Source organism: Novosphingobium sp. FKTRR1, from assembly GCF_020404405.1.
Lineage (GTDB): Bacteria > Pseudomonadota > Alphaproteobacteria > Sphingomonadales > Sphingomonadaceae > Novosphingobium.
In genome coordinates this window covers 34753-48074 of the sequence record NZ_JAIZDA010000013.1, presented here as the reverse complement: position 1 = coordinate 48074, position 13322 = coordinate 34753, and the positions used below count along the sequence as shown (strand labels likewise).

The window sequence follows — 13322 nt, the reverse complement described above, 5'->3', positions numbered from 1 at the left end:
TCCCTTTTCAGTAATCGCTCAGCGCGCGGCGGACGGCCTGCGCTACCTGACGGCTGGACCGGCGCAGGCTTTCGGGGTGGCTGGCGCCCGGCGGGGCGACGACCTGGATCGAGACATTGACCGCCCGACCAGCCGAAGGAGAGCCCGTCTCGATCCGCCCGGCAGAAGTCGGCACGAACAGTTCGGGCCCGCGTTCGCCCACGACATAGGCGCCACCGGGCGCGACATTGCCGCCGGTCGCGCGTCCCGGCAGGCCGAACAGCGAGCCGACCAGACTGCCGAGCCCGGAAAGCAGGCCGCCTTGCCCGCTTCCGGCGCCGCCACCGCCCAGCCCGAACGCGGCAAGGCCGCCTCGCAGTGCTTGACCGGCGATCGTGTCGAGCACGCCCGTCGCCACCCGGCCAAGGTCTTCGAAGCCCAGACTGCCACGCTTGACCGCGCCCAGCAGGCTGCGTTCCAGCGTGGCGCCGCCGCGCGAGAAACCGTCGACCAGAATTGAATCGAAGCTGCTGCGCATCTGGCCAAGATCGGCGGCAAAGCCGTCGGTGCTGGCGCGCACATCGACCATCAGCGTGTTGAGGCTATCCATCGCGATCTTGCTCCATCAGGGTCTTGAGCGTTTGCCGGTCGATGCCGCCCGTGCCGGATGCAGCGGGGTCTGCAGCCGCTGCCGCAGCGGTGATGGCGGCCAGTTCGGCCGGGGTGGCGTGCCAGAAACAATGCGGGCTCCACCCGAACAGCAGGGCCGTCTGCCCCGCCAGCCGCGCCGCGATCGGGCCAAAGCGCCGGTCGTCGGGGATGGCTGGTCGATCGCCCGGCGCTGCGGTCACAACACGCCCTTGAGCACCTGCACCAGCAGCGCGCGCAGCGGTTGCGCACAAGCGGCAAGGCCCGCACGGGTCACCGCTTCGGCAAAGGCCTCGCGGTCGGCGGCTTCGCGCGCGGCGTCGCTGGCATCGCGCAGGCAGTGCCAGAACAGCGCGACCATCTCGCCCAGTTTCAGCTCGCCGCCGCTGGCGCGTTCGACCATGGCCAGCAGCGGGCCGACTTCCTCCTCCACGGCAACAAGGGCCGCGAAAGTCGGGCGCAGGACATGTGCCACGCCGTCGAGCAGCAGCGCGATTTCGCCGCGATGCGGATTGGCTGGCGGGTTGGGCGAATTGCTGGCCGGATTTTTAGCAGGCGCGCTCATGCCGGCACCACCGCGCCCGAGCTTTCGAGCGAGAGCGTATAATTGCGTTCGCCGTTGAAATCCCCGGCATAGTCGAGCCGCTGCACTAGGAACTTGCCCTGCAATCGGCTGCCATCCTCGAACGAGAGCTGGTATTCGGCGATCGTTCCGGCCAGCGCATTGGTGCGGATCTGCGCTTCGGCAGTGCTGCCAAGGAAGATGCCCGCCGCGCTGACCGAGACCGAGCGCGTGCCCGCGCCCGACAGCAGTTCGCGCCAACCGCCCGAATCCTTGCTGGTGATGACGACCAGTTCGCCGCCGATGGTCAGTTGCGTGGTGCGCAGACCGGCAACGGTGTTGTAGGTCGGCGTTGCCGCGCCATCGCTGATCTTCAGCAGAAAGGCGCTTCCCTTCTGGGCTGCCATGATCGTTCTCCTTGATGTTTGAGGGCGTGATTGCCGCTTAAACCGCGAGCACGCGGGCGACGTATTCCAGCACCAGCGCGCGCCGGGCTTCGCCGCGCTGTTCGGCGCGGGCTTTCAGAAAGCGCAGGCTGGCAATGGTGAAACCGGCGGCGGTCTGGTCGGAGGGCAGGCTTTCGATCCGGCGTTCGACCGCGCCGAGCAGCGCGCTTTCGGACAGCGGATCATCGCCGCGATAATTCAGTTCCAGCGCCACGCGTATCTCGCGGCCCTTGCCCGTCTTGTGGCTCCAGTCGATGCTGGCGCTGGCGGTCAGCGCGAGCCAGGGCAGCGCGGTGCGGCTCGGCGCTTCCTCGACGATTGCGTTGAGGTTGCCGGAAAGTTGGGGGTCTGCGGCCAGCCAGGCCAGCAGCACGGCGCGAAAGGCCAGTTCCATCGGTTACTCCTGAACGAGCAGGGGCCAGAGCAGCGCGGCGCTGCGCCAGCGGTCGGGCGAACCTTGCCGTGCGATCGTTGCTGCCTGCGCGGTGGCGAGGCGCCGGGCTTGGTCCAGCAGGCGGGCTTCGAGCGCGGCGAGATCGGCGCCCAGCGTGATCATGCCGCCACTGGTGCCGCCGCTCATGCCAGGCGCATCCGGCGCCATGGCCGCCACAGCGCCGCAACCGCAGCGGGGGGCAGCGCGTCGGGTCCGGACTTGGCGTCGCCATCGCGCTGGCGGTGCTGATGTGCGGCCAGCAGCATCACGCCCTGACGCAGCGCCTCGGGCAAAGCCTCCCACGAGGCGGCCATCCCGGCGGTGAATTGCACGGCCACGCGGGTCTGGTCGAGCGGGCGGCGCAGCCGCACCAGACCGGTGCCATCGGCCGCAAGGTCAAGGTCATAGTCCCCGGCGCCGAGCGCGGTCCGCAGGCCGGTGGCGGCCAGCGCCGCAATGCCGGTGATCGCCTGCACGGGGCGGGTCGACAGCGTCTGCCAGCACCCGTTTGCGGGCAGGATTTCCTCGACCGCGCTTTGCAGCGGCATCGTGCCGGTAAAACCTTCGCACAGTTCAAGGCCAAGCCTGAGCAGCGCGGTCAGTTCGGCATCGTCCCGGCTGGTGGTGATGCCAAGCCAGGCCTTCAGGTCGGCCAGCGCCGACGATGACAGCGCCGGGGGCGCGACAATTGCCCGCTTCATGGCAATCTCCGGTGATTGGGGGATGGGTGGTGTCGGGCGAGCAAAAAGGCGCTCGCGGCGGGCCGACGGGGAGAGGGCGTGCCCGCCGCGAGCGCAAGGGACGGAGCGCGCGCCAAGGGGGCAAGCGCGTCGCTCCATCCGCAAGCCGATCAGGTGGTGATCTTGAGCAGCTTGATCGCGTCGCTGTCGAGCACCGTGCCGCCGATCCGCCGGGTGGCATAGAACTGGACGTAGGGCTTGTTGGAGTAAGGATCGCGCAGGATCGTGGTCGCGTTGCGTTCGGCGATCAGGTAGCCGGCGGCAAAGTTGCCGAACGCGATCGGGAAGGCATTGGCTGCGATATCGGGCATGTCTTCGGCCTCGACCACCGGGAATCCGAGCAGCCGGTTGGGCTGGCCATCGGCGATGCCCGGCTGCCACAGGAACGACCCGTCAGCGGCCTTGAACTTGCGGATCGTGGCCATCGTGGTCGAATTCATCACCCAGACCGCACCCTGACGCAGGCTGGCGCGCACGGCAAAGACCATGTCGATCAGCTTGGATTCGGGTGTGCCATCGAAGCCGGTTGCGTTGTTCGAGCCGATGAACTGCAACGAACCATAGGCGCGGGTCGCATCGCTTTGCGCAGCGGTGGTCGCCTGCAGAAAGCCCTTGGGCTGGTTGTTGCCGGTGCCGTTGATGAAGGCGGCACCTTCGGCGCGGGCGAACTCGGTGGCGATTTCGTTGGCCAGCCAGGTCGGCACGTCGAACGCGGCGTCATCGAGCATCTGCTGCGTTGCCGAAGGATTGGCGTACAATTCGCCGCTGGGCGGCACAATCTCGACCAGCTTCGAGGTGGCCGAGTCCGGGCGTGCGGCGGTTTCGCTGACCCAGCCAGACGCGGTGCCGCCTTGCGAGAGCAGACGGCGATAGCCGCTGGTGCTGGTCTTGGCGACGGTGGCGATCGCGCGGATCGGGCTGATCTTGATCATCCGGGCCGAGATCGTCTCGTCGATCTGGCGCGGCACGGCGTAACCACCATCGGCAGCCGATCCCATCGACAGCGACTTCAGTTCGGTTTCGCGACCGGTGCGCAAGTAGCCATCGACAAAGCCTTTGAGTTCGGGCGCAGGTGCGGCCTCGCCATCGCCCAGCAGGGGGCGCAGCGCATGGCGGCCCAGCTTTTCGAGGCGGCCCTTCAGGGTGCCGATTTCCTGACGCAGCGCGGCCAGCGCGGCATCATGCACATCCTGGCGGGTGACGATGTCGAAGCTGTCGCCAAGCTGATCGGCCTTGGTTTCGATGGTGGCAGCGTGCGGGGTTTCGGGAACAAGATTGTCCATGAGGCTCAACGTCCTTTCCGGGTGACCGGTTTCGGGGGAGGGGCCACCCGGTCGGGTGGCGGCTTTCTTCCGGGGGAGCCGGGAGATCAGAGGGAGGGGCAAGCGGCGCGGTCGACGAGGTGGACGCGTGCCAACGGCTGCATCGGTCTGGTCACCAGACTGACCTCGAACAGGTCGACCGCGGCCAGATCGCGGCCGCCGGAATGGCGCTGACCATCGCGCACGCGATAGCCGAACGACAGGCCATCGACCGCGCCGCGCGCCAGTGCGCGGGCCGCCGGGCCCTGTGGCTGGTCGAGCGTGGCGATCACGCGCAAGCCGTGGGCATCCTCCTCGGCCAGATCGACCCAGCCGATCTGCTGGTCGGGCCGGTGCTGCCAGTAGAGCGGCAGGGGCGTGCCCTGCGCCTTGCGCGCGGCCAGCGTCCCGGCAAAGGCGCCGGGCAGGATGGTGTCGCCGCCGCTGTCGCGCTTGCCGAACACGGCGGCGTAACCGGCAAAGCGCGTGGCGGTGGTTGTGAGAGGTACGCTCATCGCACCAGGTTCCACGCGCCCAGCCGCACCGCGATGCCCATCAGCAGCAGCGCCAGCAATCCGCGCACCGCCCAGTCGACCACCGCCTTCCACGCGCTGGCCTTGGCATCGCGCCATGCCCGCAGCAGCTCGCGCAGCTCGTTGAGATCCTGATGCGCGCTGTCATCGGCAAGGCCCATGCGTTCGAGCACGCGCACCGCACCAAGGTCGCTCGCTTCCTCGACGATCGCGCGCAAGGTGAGCCGCTCGGACCCGGCGGTTTCGGCTTGCGCCAGCAGGCGGGCGAGCATGTCCTCGCGATTCATGCGGCCCCTCCGTGATCGGCTGGTGCCGCAGAGGCGGCGGCAAGGTCCGCAGGCTCGGGCGGCAGGCCCAGCATCGTGCGCTTTTCGGCATTGCTGAGGAAATCGGCCTTGCCCACTTGCGACCACAGCAGATCGCGGTCTTCGGCCAGTTCGGCCACCTGATCGAGCGCGACCGCCAGCGTCGCCTCGGGGAACCATGGCTGCAAGCCTTCGCTCAGCGCGCCCAGGATCTTGCGCGTCAGCGGCAGGATCGTCTGGCGCCACAACGCGCGGTTGGCCTCGCGATAATTGGCGTATGTGTTGTCGCCCGGCAGCCCCAGCAGCATCGGCGGCACCCCGAAGGCGAGCGCGATGCTGCGCGCGGCCGATGCCTTGAGGTTGGCGAAATCCATGTCGGCGGGCGTCAGCGCCATGCTCTGCCAGCGCAATCCGCCTTCGAGCAGCATCGGCCGCCCGGCGTTGCCCTGCCCGGAATAGGCGGTGGCCAGTTCGGCCTTGAGCCGCTCGAACTGGTCGGCGCTCAGCGTCGCGCCCGGATCGCCGGGGTCATAGACCAGCGCGCCCGATGGCCGCGCGGCGTTGTCGAGCAGTGCCAGATTCCACCGCGACGAGGCATTGTGCAGCGACACCGCATCGGCGGCGGCCTCAAGACAGCCCGCCCCATAGTGATCGTCGGCCGGATGGAACGAGCGGATGTGGATGACGTTGGGCTGGCCGAAGTCGTCGACCGCATCCAGCGTCATCGTGCGGTCGCCCACGGTATAGCGGAACGCGGCGGGCCAGCCGCCCACATCGGGCTGCACGGTCACGCGCTCGGGCCGCAGCGCATAAAGCTCGGCGGCATTGCCCTCGGCATCGCGCAGCACTTGCACATAGCCGTTGCCGTGCAGCAGGATCTGGCTGGCCAGCGTTTCGAGCAGCGCCTGCCCGGCGCTGGTGGCGTTGACGAGCGCCAGCAATTGCGGGTCCGAACCGGTCAGCGGCGCACCGCCCACGCCTTCGGCCACCAGTCGGACCGCGCGCTGACCCACCGGGTTGCGCAGATAGGCCTCGCGCACCGCCACCGGGTAGTCGGCGGCACCGCTTGCGCCCGGACCGCGCCAGTCGAAACCGGCGATCCATGGGGAGATCTGGGATCGCTCCAGCGGCGCGCGGGCAGAAACGGGATCGCCCTTGAAGGCGGCCGCCAGGCTTTGGAAAATCGACATGGATTTCCTTTCACAAGGGCCCGGCGAACGGGCTGCGGAATTTCAGAAAGTCTGCGAGCGGCAGCGACGATCGGGATGAGCGCGCGGTCAGTCGAACCACACGCGCGGTCGGCCTTGCCCGCTGCGGCCCAGCATCAGTTCGGTCAGCGCCCAGACGCAGGCATCGGCGCGGTCGGGGCTGCGGCCGGGACCGTGATAGGCGCCGCCCGGCATCAACCCGCACAATTCGTCCTCCAGCCGCGCAAACTGGCCGACGTGGCGCACCCGGCCCGCTTCATACAGCGCGGCGACCGGCTCGGCCCTTGCGACTTTCCCGCGTGAGGCGTGGACCAGCCGCAAGGGCAGCGCGGCATTGGCGGCGCGCAGCACCGCCTCGACCATCGCACCGCCCTGATTGGCCTCGGCCACCACGCGGTCGGCGTTCCATGCAGCAGCAGCGGCGGCGACCGCGCGGGCCCAGGTGTCGGGGCTGGCCTTTTCGACCGAGGCGTCGGCCAGTACATGGGCCAGACCATCCTCGCCCAGCCCGCAGACCACGATGCCGCAAGCATCGCCCTCGGCACTGGCGGGCGGATCGACGCCGATGACCACCCGGTTCATCGCCGGCACCGCACCGGTACGGCAGGCTTCGAGCAGGCCGCGCCGCCACAAGGCGCCGGGCAAGTCCTCGATCAGTTCGCCGTCGAGCTCCTGTCGCCCGAGCCGCGTGCCGGAAAACTCGCGCTCGACATCGGCGATGAAGCGCGCTGGCAGGTTGGCGGCATTGTCTTGCGTGCGGCCGCGGGTGATGACCACGCCGCTTGGCCCCTCCACGCTGCCCGTACTGTCGTACTGGTCGAGCAGCCGTCGCAGCAGCGGCACCGGGCGCGGGGTGGTGGTGGCGACGATGCGCGGATCGCTGCCCAGCCGCAGGCCCAGCAGCAGGTTGTCCCAACTGCGCCGCGCCTGGCTTTGGCCATCGTCCCACTTGGCGATCTCGTCGCACCAGGCGTGGCTGTGCTGGGGACCGCGCAGCGCTTCGGGCTCGGCGGCGGAATAGAGTTGCGCCTGCGCACCGTTCGGCCACACGATCCGCCGCAACGATGGCTCGAAGCGCGGGCGGGCATGGACCGGGCTGATCGCCATCAAGCCGCTTTCACCCTCGACCATCACGCTGCGCGCTTCGTGCAGCGAGGCGGCGACCAGCGCGATGCGGGCGGCCGGATCGGCCTCGGCCACGCTGCGCACCCATTCGGCCCCGGCGCGGGTCTTGCCAAAGCCGCGCCCGGCCATGACCAGCCACACCCGCCAGTCGCCCGCCGGAGCGAGTTGTTCGGCGCGGGCAAAGGCCGGCCAGTTGGCGGCAAAGTGGCTGCGCTCGACCGGACCAAGCCGTTCGGGCAATTGCCGGTAAAGGCCCTCGACATCATCGAGCAGGAAGTCGAACCGCTCGATCATACGCGGTTGTTCGCAGGATTGGCCGGAGCGGGAAGGGCGGTGAGGGTGGTCGAAGCCGAAGCCGCGCCCGAGCCATCGCGCGCCGACTTGGCGGCAGCCACGCGCTGGCGCAGATCCTCGATCTTGCGGTCGATGACGCTGCGGATCTCGGCCGCGCTGACATGATCGCGCAAGGCCCGTTCGCGCGCCGCGCTTTCGCGGTGGACCACCAGCAGGCGAAACGCGGTGGCGTTGTCGAAGCTGCGCCCGGCGCGCTTGGCGGCACCGGCGGCAGGTTTCAACTCGCCGGTGCGCAGGCGGTGGAGCAATTCCATCTCAAGGTTGTCGTAGCCTTCGCACAGCGCGACTTGCCATTCGCGATTGAACTCGGCGTCGATGCGGCGGCGGTGATAGGCGGTCGACGGGTCGATCTTGGCCTTGCGCGCGGCGGCAGCGACGTTCGAGGTATCGGCCAGCGCCGCCAGGAACGGCCGGGTCCAGCGCTGACCCAGCGCGGACTTGGACTTTTTTGCGGTTGCCGAAGGGGCTTTTGCCAATCGGGCTTTGGCGACAGGCGCAGCGCGCGCAACCGGGTCTCGCTCGGCCATGGTGGCTCCGTTGCAGTTGGCGAAAAAGGGGTAAGGCAGGCTGTTCGAGGCAGGCTGGTCGGGCCAGACTGTTCGGGGCGCCCGTCCGGGGCAATCGGGCCGTGCCGGGTGTCGGCAGGAGCCGTTGCGACTCGGGAGTGGCGGCTTGTTCCTGTTATGTACCTATCTGCACGTGAAATGTCAATCGAAAAGTGCCATATGGGTTAATTGCGTCCGGGTCTGGTGCGAAGCCCGAGCCTCGCCTAAGCATCGTGCCGCAGTGCACCAATGGGGATGACCGCCACGATGCTTCGCCGCCTGTATGACTGGACCATCGCCAAGGCCGCGCACCCCCATGCCGAGTGGTGGCTGGCGCTGTTCGCGTTCATGGAAGCCAGCTTCTTTCCGGTGCCCCCGCATCCGCTGTTGGGGCTGATGTGCCTGGCCAATCCGAAAAAAGCGGTACGCTATGCCGCGTTTGCCACTGTCGGATCGGTGGCAGGCGGGCTGTTGGGCTATGCCATCGGCCACTTCCTCTATGCCAGCGTGGGCGAGCAACTGCTTGGCCTGCTGCACCTGAAGGAAAGCTTCCCGCGCGCAGCCTGCTATTTGCGCGAATACGGGGTCGAGATCATCGTGATCAAGGGGGCCACCCCGATCCCGTTCAAGCTGCTGACGATCACCGCCGGGTTCATTGCGATGCCGCTGGTGCCGTTCCTGCTGGCCAGCATCGTTTCGCGCTCGATCAGCTTCATGATCGTGGGCGTGCTGTTCCGCCTGTTCGGCGCGCCGATCAAGCGCTTCATCGACAAGTATCTGGGGCTGGTGACGATCGGCTTCGTGCTGCTGGTGATTTCCGGATTTGTGGCGATGTCGCTGCTGGGCGGTTCGGGCGGCAACAAGGCGGCCGATGCGCGCTGCGAACACGCCACGCTGGCCAGCCAAAGCTGAAGCGCCGTTGATCGGAACCTGTGGGTCAGGACTTGCCAAGGCCGCACCCTTGGGTAAAACTCACAGGCATGATAACGCTCTATCACTGCCGCGATGCCCGTTCCTTCCGTGCGCTGTGGGCGCTTGAGGAACTGGGGCTGCCTTACGCGTTGAAAGTCCTGCCGTTCCCGCCGCGCGCGCGGGTGGAAGGGTACCGCTACATCAATCCGCTCGGCACCATCCCGCTGTTGATCGATGGCGATGCGCGGATGACCGAAAGCAGCGCGATCCCGCACTATCTGGCCACGCGGTACGGGCCATCGCCGCTGGCAGTCGGCGTGGAGGAACCGGGCTATGCCGCCTACCTCAACTTCCTGCTGATGGGCGAGGCGACGCTGACGTTCCCGCAGACGATCCATTTGCGCTACGCCGTGTTCGCCCCGCCCGAGGCGCGACGGCCCGAGATCGCGCGTGACTATGCCGAATGGTTCGGATCGCGCCTGCGCAACGCCGAGGAAATGCTGGGGCCTGACTATGCCGCCGCCGATCGGTTCACCATGGCCGACATCTCGGTCGGCTACGCGATCAAGCTGGCGCTGTCGGTGGGGCTGGAGGAGTTCGTCTCCCCCACCATGCGCGCCTACTTCGACCGGCTGGCCGCGCGCGAAGGCTATGCGCGCGCCATGGCCGCGCAGCTTGCTTGAGCGGCGGTAACCGGCGGCATCAGGATCAGGATCAGGATCAGGATCAGGGCCGGGCCTTCAGCGCAGCCTCGATCCGTCCGGTGCCGGCATCCAGCACGCGCTGTTCGGCGCATCGCCCGCCACAGGCATCGCGCCGCGCGGTCAAGGCTGTCAGCAGTTCCGTCGCGACGGCCTTGTCGCCATGCCCAGCTTCCAGTTCAGCCAGAGCGATCTGGGCAGGGCTGAAATTCTTGCGCTTCTTGATCGCGGTCCCGAAATCCTTGCGCGCGGCATCGTAATCGCCAAGGCCGACATGGGCCTGACCGGACAACATCCAGTCGTTGAGCGTCGCGCTCATCCGATAGCGCCGCAGGATCGCCAGCCCGCCGGTAAAGTCGCCCGCGCCGATCGCCTCAGCCGCGCGGCGGGTGTAGGCCTCTTCGTTCGGCGCATCCTGATTGGACAACTCGATGTTGCGATCGCGCAGGAATCCGCTTTGCAACTGCGCTTCTGCCACGGGTGCCGCCTGCCCCAAGGCGGAACCGGTCCACAGCAAGGCCGCCGGGGCCAGCAAAATCCGGTATGCAAAAATCCCCATGAAATTCTGGCCCCCTGGTCGGTACGCGCCATCAGCTTAAGCGGTTCCGCCGATACGGGAAAGATGCATTCGGGCCAATGTGGCAGTAACGCGCGGCATGCGCCCAGCGGAACCGATCAGCGTGTGCGGGGGGTGCCGGGCGCGGTCTGGGGTGCGGGTTTCAGCGCTTCGGCGATGGCGGCGCGGGCGATCGGCTCCATCACCGCGTAGCCTGCCGCGTTGGGGTGGACGCCGTCGCTCGACAGGCCCGGCTTCATCGCGCCCTGCGGGTCGGTCATCGCGCCGTGGTAATCGGCATAGGCCGCGCCGCGCAGCCGGGCAAAGTCGCGCAGCCAGACGTTCAGCGCCACGATCTGTCCCGCCGGGCGATAGCCCGCGCGCCAGTTGAAGGCTCCGGCCGGAAGCACGCTGCCAATGACCACCGCGATGCCGTTGGCCTGCGCCAGATCGACCATCGCGCGGATCGCGTTGGTGTATTCCTCAGGACTGGTCGGGCCGGTGTTGCCCGCAACGTCGTTGGTGCCGCACATGATGTGCACCACGCGCGGCTTGAGCCGGACCACATCCTGATAGAACCGCAGCAGGATTTGCGGAGAGGTCTGCCCGGCGATGCCGCGATCGACGATCCCGCCGGCAAACATGCCGGGCGAGGTCGTCAGCCACCATTCGGTGATCGAATCGCCGATCATCACCACACGCGGCGGTGCGGCCAACTGGCGATTGGCGCGCTGGTACCGGCACAAGGCGGGCCAGTCGTTCTGCGCATTGCGGGGCAGCGCGCAAGGCTGGTCGACCATCGCCGAGGCCGGACCGGATGGCGCGGCGGCCAGCGTCCCCGGCGGCACGACCTGCGGCGCTGCCACCGGAGCTTGCGCCAGCGCGTGCCCGGCGCTTTGCAGGACGAACCCTGCAATCGCCGCAGCCCGGACGATCCGGCGCATCAGATGATGCCCATGGCCTTGCCCGCGCGTTCGAACATGCCGATGATCGTCTGGACCTGTTCGGCGCTGTGTTCGGCACAGAGCGAACAGCGCAACAGCGTCATCCCGGCGGGCGTGGCCGGCGGACGGGCGAGGTTCACATAGAGCCCTTCGTGCAGCAGCGCTTCCCACATCGCGGCGCCGCGCTGAAGATCGGGCATGATCACCGAGATGATCGCGCTTTGCGGCGTTTCGGTGCCAAGCTGAAAGCCCTTGGCCTTGAGCGCGCCATGCAGCGTGCGCGAGTTTTCCCACAAGTGCGCGCGCTTGGCCTCACCGTGCATCAGCTTGCGGATGCTGGTGGCGGCGGTGTGGACCACGCTGGGCGGCAGACTGGCGGTGAACACGTAAGGGCGGCAGACCAGCCGCAGGATCTCGAACTTGGGGTGGTTCGACACGCAGAACCCGCCGACGGTGCCGACCGACTTGGAGAACGTGCCGATCACGAAATCGACCTGATCGAGCACGCCCTGATCTTCGGCGACGCCGCGCCCGTTGGGACCGATGAAGCCCATCGAGTGCGCCTCGTCGACCAGCACCATCGCGCCGTGCGCCTTGGCGATCGCGATCATTTCCTTCAGCGGGGCAATGTCGCCCAGCATCGAATAGACGCCTTCGAGGATGACCAGCTTGCCCGCGCCTGCGGGAATGCGCTTGAGGCGCTTTTCCATCGCCTCGATATCGTTGTGCTTGAACGGCACGACTTCGGCGTCGCCCATCTTGCAGCCGTCCCAGATGCTGGCGTGGCTGTCGATGTCGAGCACGATGTAATCGCCCTTGCCCGCCATCGTGCTGATGATGCCAAGGTTCGCCTGATAGCCGGTCGAGAACACCATGGCATGATCCATGCCATAGAAGTCCTTGAGCGCATCTTCGACCGCGCGATGCCCGGCATACGTGCCGTTGAGCACGCGGCTGCCGGTGGTGCCCGACCCGAATTCATCGAGCGCCTGCTTGCCCGCCGCGATCACGTCGGGGTCAAAGGTCATGCCCATGTAGTTGTAGGTGCCCAGCAGGATCGTTTCGCGCCCGCTGCAGATCGCGGTCGTCGGCGAAAGCACCTTTTCCATGACCAGACCGAACGGATCGGTCACCCCGGTGTCGAGCAGCGCCTGGCGTTGCTGGATCAGCGGATCGAACTTGCTGAACAGGTCGGTGGTCGTCTCGGTCGTCAAAGTGTCGGTCATGGTGTTCCTCAGCCCTGCAGCTTTTCAACCGCGTCGATCAACTGGCCATAGGTTTCGATCTCGGCCTGCTGGTTCATGCTGATGATGATGTCGAATTCGTCCTCGATCGCGGCGACGAAATCCATCACCGTCAGGCTGTCCCATTCAAGGTCGCCGGCAAAGGTCACGTCGTCGGTGATGGCGATGCCCTTCTTGTTGAAGGGCTCGATCAGTTCGGCAATGCGGGCAGCGATGGTCGCGCGATCCATGATTGGTAGTAACTCCATTGGGCAAGATGGCCCCTGCCAGACGATTGCGGCGGAAAAGCGGCTTTGCGGCAGGGTTGTCAAGTTTGGTCGGGGGCACGCCGCCCGAAGTGCGCCCTCACACCCTCAAACCAGCCGGTTCACCGCCTGCATGAACGGGTTGATCGAGACGGGCTTGGCCAGATAGCCTTCGGCCCCGGCCTGGCGGATGCGTTCTTCGTCACCCTTGCCGGCATAGGCGGTGACGGCAAGCACCGGGATCAGGCGCAGCGCCTCATCGCCCTTGAGCGCCTCGATCAGGTCGAGCCCCGAGACGTTGGGCATCTGGATGTCCATGATCACCAGATCGGGGGCAAAGCTGCGCGCGCGGGCAATCGCCTCGCGCCCGTCGGCCAGCGGCTCCACCGTATGGCCGTTGGCCGCCAAGAGATCGCAGAACAACTTGCGGTTGAGGTCGTTATCCTCGACAACCAGAATTCTTTTTGCCACTGACCGCACAATCCCGAACCCGGTCGCAACGCGCGTTAAGGCACGATGTGCCAAACGGGCTGCGGGTCTG

Annotated in this window: 20 protein-coding genes; 2 read left to right on the top strand and 18 right to left on the bottom strand. The window is 67.4% G+C overall.

The genetic code is table 11. The features are described 5' to 3' along the window. Positions 1–7: 7 nt before the first annotated feature. The 13 genes from LDN95_RS13300 to LDN95_RS13240 all read right to left on the bottom strand — a co-directional run bounded on the left by LDN95_RS13300 (position 8) and on the right by LDN95_RS13240 (position 8161). Positions 8–589 (bottom strand): tail tape measure protein, encoded by a 582-nt coding sequence (locus LDN95_RS13300; protein WP_226018171.1) that lies wholly within the window; start codon positions 587–589, stop codon positions 8–10. Beyond that, on the bottom strand, positions 582–830 hold the full coding sequence (locus tag LDN95_RS13295; RefSeq protein ID WP_226018170.1) for a phage tail assembly chaperone: 249 nt from the start codon (positions 828–830) through the stop codon (positions 582–584). The genes LDN95_RS13300 and LDN95_RS13295 overlap by 8 nt, the downstream gene beginning before the upstream one ends. Continuing rightward, the gene (locus LDN95_RS13290; RefSeq protein ID WP_226018169.1) at positions 827–1192 is read right to left on the bottom strand and encodes a gene transfer agent family protein; all 366 of its coding nucleotides are present in this window, start codon (positions 1190–1192) and stop codon (positions 827–829) included. Before LDN95_RS13290 ends, LDN95_RS13295 begins: the two co-directional genes overlap by 4 nt. Next, entirely contained in the window at positions 1189–1596 is a 408-nt protein-coding gene (locus LDN95_RS13285; RefSeq protein WP_226018168.1) for a phage major tail protein, TP901-1 family, read from the bottom strand. Before LDN95_RS13285 ends, LDN95_RS13290 begins: the two co-directional genes overlap by 4 nt. A 37-nt stretch (positions 1597–1633) precedes the next feature. Then, entirely contained in the window at positions 1634–2029 is a 396-nt protein-coding gene (locus tag LDN95_RS13280; RefSeq protein WP_226018167.1) for a DUF3168 domain-containing protein, read from the bottom strand. A gap of 3 nt (positions 2030–2032) precedes the next feature. Next, positions 2033–2215, bottom strand: coding sequence for a hypothetical protein (locus LDN95_RS13275; RefSeq protein WP_226018166.1), 183 nt, complete (start codon positions 2213–2215; stop codon positions 2033–2035). Beyond that, positions 2212–2769 carry a hypothetical protein gene (locus tag LDN95_RS13270; protein WP_226018165.1) on the bottom strand — a complete coding sequence of 186 codons (558 nt, stop codon included), beginning with the start codon at positions 2767–2769 and terminating at the stop codon, positions 2212–2214. The genes LDN95_RS13275 and LDN95_RS13270 overlap by 4 nt, the downstream gene beginning before the upstream one ends. A 149-nt stretch (positions 2770–2918) precedes the next feature. Beyond that, positions 2919–4091: a phage major capsid protein gene (locus LDN95_RS13265; protein WP_226018164.1), complete on the bottom strand. Its 1173-nt coding sequence runs from the start codon at positions 4089–4091 to the stop codon at positions 2919–2921. 86 nt (positions 4092–4177) lie between these two features. Further along, a complete protein-coding gene (locus LDN95_RS13260) occupies positions 4178–4624 on the bottom strand; it encodes an HK97 family phage prohead protease (RefSeq protein ID WP_226018163.1) in 447 nt (148 codons plus the stop codon). Beyond that, entirely contained in the window at positions 4621–4929 is a 309-nt protein-coding gene (locus tag LDN95_RS13255) for a DUF6127 family protein (protein WP_226018162.1), read from the bottom strand. Before LDN95_RS13255 ends, LDN95_RS13260 begins: the two co-directional genes overlap by 4 nt. Next, positions 4926–6137 carry a phage portal protein gene (locus LDN95_RS13250; RefSeq protein ID WP_226018161.1) on the bottom strand — a complete coding sequence of 404 codons (1212 nt, stop codon included), beginning with the start codon at positions 6135–6137 and terminating at the stop codon, positions 4926–4928. The genes LDN95_RS13255 and LDN95_RS13250 overlap by 4 nt, the downstream gene beginning before the upstream one ends. A gap of 87 nt (positions 6138–6224) precedes the next feature. Then, positions 6225–7574: a DNA-packaging protein gene (locus tag LDN95_RS13245; RefSeq protein ID WP_226018160.1), complete on the bottom strand. Its 1350-nt coding sequence runs from the start codon at positions 7572–7574 to the stop codon at positions 6225–6227. After that, positions 7571–8161, bottom strand: coding sequence for a hypothetical protein (locus tag LDN95_RS13240; RefSeq protein WP_226018159.1), 591 nt, complete (start codon positions 8159–8161; stop codon positions 7571–7573). The genes LDN95_RS13245 and LDN95_RS13240 overlap by 4 nt, the downstream gene beginning before the upstream one ends. A 285-nt stretch (positions 8162–8446) precedes the next feature. Between LDN95_RS13240 and LDN95_RS13235 the strand changes: the two genes are divergently transcribed. Together LDN95_RS13235 and LDN95_RS13230 are read left to right on the top strand one after the other, a co-directional pair. Continuing rightward, positions 8447–9091, top strand: coding sequence for a YqaA family protein (locus LDN95_RS13235; protein ID WP_226018239.1), 645 nt, complete (start codon positions 8447–8449; stop codon positions 9089–9091). Between the two features lie 68 nt (positions 9092–9159). Beyond that, positions 9160–9774: a glutathione S-transferase family protein gene (locus LDN95_RS13230; protein WP_226018158.1), complete on the top strand. Its 615-nt coding sequence runs from the start codon at positions 9160–9162 to the stop codon at positions 9772–9774. Positions 9775–9817: 43 nt separating this feature from the next. Here LDN95_RS13230 and LDN95_RS13225 read toward each other — a convergent pair whose 3' ends face one another. From LDN95_RS13225 to LDN95_RS13205, 5 genes are all read right to left on the bottom strand, one after another. Next, complete coding sequence (locus tag LDN95_RS13225) at positions 9818–10351, bottom strand: lipopolysaccharide assembly protein LapB (RefSeq protein WP_226018157.1); 534 nt, start codon at positions 10349–10351, stop codon at positions 9818–9820. 116 nt (positions 10352–10467) lie between these two features. Next, on the bottom strand, positions 10468–11292 hold the full coding sequence (locus tag LDN95_RS13220; RefSeq protein ID WP_226018156.1) for a GDSL-type esterase/lipase family protein: 825 nt from the start codon (positions 11290–11292) through the stop codon (positions 10468–10470). Beyond that, positions 11292–12518: an aminotransferase class I/II-fold pyridoxal phosphate-dependent enzyme gene (locus LDN95_RS13215; protein WP_226018155.1), complete on the bottom strand. Its 1227-nt coding sequence runs from the start codon at positions 12516–12518 to the stop codon at positions 11292–11294. The genes LDN95_RS13220 and LDN95_RS13215 overlap by 1 nt, the downstream gene beginning before the upstream one ends. An 8-nt stretch (positions 12519–12526) precedes the next feature. After that, positions 12527–12766 (bottom strand): acyl carrier protein, encoded by a 240-nt coding sequence (locus LDN95_RS13210; RefSeq protein ID WP_226018154.1) that lies wholly within the window; start codon positions 12764–12766, stop codon positions 12527–12529. A 123-nt stretch (positions 12767–12889) separates the two neighbouring features. Continuing rightward, entirely contained in the window at positions 12890–13252 is a 363-nt protein-coding gene (locus tag LDN95_RS13205) for a response regulator (RefSeq protein WP_226018153.1), read from the bottom strand. Positions 13253–13322 lie beyond the last annotated feature (70 nt).

What these genes read in the sequence shown, in the direction of transcription:
- LDN95_RS13300 (WP_226018171.1), bottom strand. Translation starts at nt 589, where the DNA reads ATGGATAGCCTCAACACGCTGATGGTCGATGTGCGCGCCAGCACCGAC.
- LDN95_RS13290 (WP_226018169.1), bottom strand. Translation starts at nt 1,192, where the DNA reads ATGAGCGCGCCTGCTAAAAATCCGGCCAGCAATTCGCCCAACCCGCCA.
- LDN95_RS13285 (WP_226018168.1), bottom strand. Translation starts at nt 1,596, where the DNA reads ATGGCAGCCCAGAAGGGAAGCGCCTTTCTGCTGAAGATCAGCGATGGC.
- LDN95_RS13280 (WP_226018167.1), bottom strand. Translation starts at nt 2,029, where the DNA reads ATGGAACTGGCCTTTCGCGCCGTGCTGCTGGCCTGGCTGGCCGCAGAC.
- LDN95_RS13275 (WP_226018166.1), bottom strand. Translation starts at nt 2,215, where the DNA reads ATGAGCGGCGGCACCAGTGGCGGCATGATCACGCTGGGCGCCGATCTC.
- LDN95_RS13270 (WP_226018165.1), bottom strand. Translation starts at nt 2,769, where the DNA reads ATGAAGCGGGCAATTGTCGCGCCCCCGGCGCTGTCATCGTCGGCGCTG.
- LDN95_RS13265 (WP_226018164.1), bottom strand. Translation starts at nt 4,091, where the DNA reads ATGGACAATCTTGTTCCCGAAACCCCGCACGCTGCCACCATCGAAACC.
- LDN95_RS13260 (WP_226018163.1), bottom strand. Translation starts at nt 4,624, where the DNA reads ATGAGCGTACCTCTCACAACCACCGCCACGCGCTTTGCCGGTTACGCC.
- LDN95_RS13255 (WP_226018162.1), bottom strand. Translation starts at nt 4,929, where the DNA reads ATGAATCGCGAGGACATGCTCGCCCGCCTGCTGGCGCAAGCCGAAACC.
- LDN95_RS13250 (WP_226018161.1), bottom strand. Translation starts at nt 6,137, where the DNA reads ATGTCGATTTTCCAAAGCCTGGCGGCCGCCTTCAAGGGCGATCCCGTT.
- LDN95_RS13245 (WP_226018160.1), bottom strand. Translation starts at nt 7,574, where the DNA reads ATGATCGAGCGGTTCGACTTCCTGCTCGATGATGTCGAGGGCCTTTAC.
- LDN95_RS13240 (WP_226018159.1), bottom strand. Translation starts at nt 8,161, where the DNA reads ATGGCCGAGCGAGACCCGGTTGCGCGCGCTGCGCCTGTCGCCAAAGCC.
- LDN95_RS13235 (WP_226018239.1), top strand. Translation starts at nt 8,447, where the DNA reads ATGCTTCGCCGCCTGTATGACTGGACCATCGCCAAGGCCGCGCACCCC.
- LDN95_RS13230 (WP_226018158.1), top strand. Translation starts at nt 9,160, where the DNA reads ATGATAACGCTCTATCACTGCCGCGATGCCCGTTCCTTCCGTGCGCTG.
- LDN95_RS13225 (WP_226018157.1), bottom strand. Translation starts at nt 10,351, where the DNA reads ATGGGGATTTTTGCATACCGGATTTTGCTGGCCCCGGCGGCCTTGCTG.
- LDN95_RS13220 (WP_226018156.1), bottom strand. Translation starts at nt 11,292, where the DNA reads ATGCGCCGGATCGTCCGGGCTGCGGCGATTGCAGGGTTCGTCCTGCAA.
- LDN95_RS13215 (WP_226018155.1), bottom strand. Translation starts at nt 12,518, where the DNA reads ATGACCGACACTTTGACGACCGAGACGACCACCGACCTGTTCAGCAAG.
- LDN95_RS13210 (WP_226018154.1), bottom strand. Translation starts at nt 12,766, where the DNA reads ATGGATCGCGCGACCATCGCTGCCCGCATTGCCGAACTGATCGAGCCC.